The sequence below is a fragment of the Burkholderia sp. L27(2015) genome, assembly GCF_009765705.1.
GTDB lineage: Bacteria > Pseudomonadota > Gammaproteobacteria > Burkholderiales > Burkholderiaceae > LMUX01.
In genome coordinates this window covers 30,605-31,072 of the sequence record NZ_LMUX01000026.1, presented here as the reverse complement: position 1 = coordinate 31,072, position 468 = coordinate 30,605, and the positions used below count along the sequence as shown (strand labels likewise).

The window sequence follows — 468 nt, the reverse complement described above, 5'->3', positions numbered from 1 at the left end:
ATCATCAGCCCTTGAGAAGGTACGCCGGCATTGACTGCAATACCAAGCTTCTTCTCAATATATTCGGCATCAGTGCGGTCCCCTTCCTTAATAAGCTGCCGAGCGATTGCGGCGTAAGAGTCCCTATTGTTTTCGGTTGGTGGCTCGCACGTCATGAGGTTCATGATGCCCAAATTATCCACTAGAGCATCTTGCAACTTGTAACGGCCAGATATCGACGTGGTCGCTTTATAAAATTCATTCCAGAGGTCATGGGCAGTTGAAAAACCGGGGTTTACCATTGCCGCTGTATCTGCTTCGATGTCGCCGCCAACCCCTACCTTCCAACGATCCCTTTTCTTGTCCCATTGGCCGCCACAAATTTCACCGGCTTGGATGCTTATGAGGCAGCCAGTTTTTGTTACCAAAACAGGACAATATTGGCGACTAACGACATTGCCGATGTGGCTTTGTGCCACAGGATCATCC

Annotated in this window: 1 protein-coding gene; it reads right to left on the bottom strand. The window is 49.4% G+C overall.

Annotated features, from left to right (window positions below):
- The coding region (locus tag GSQ77_RS27725; protein WP_158907152.1) for a hypothetical protein at positions 1-468 on the bottom strand (468 nt) is incomplete at both ends.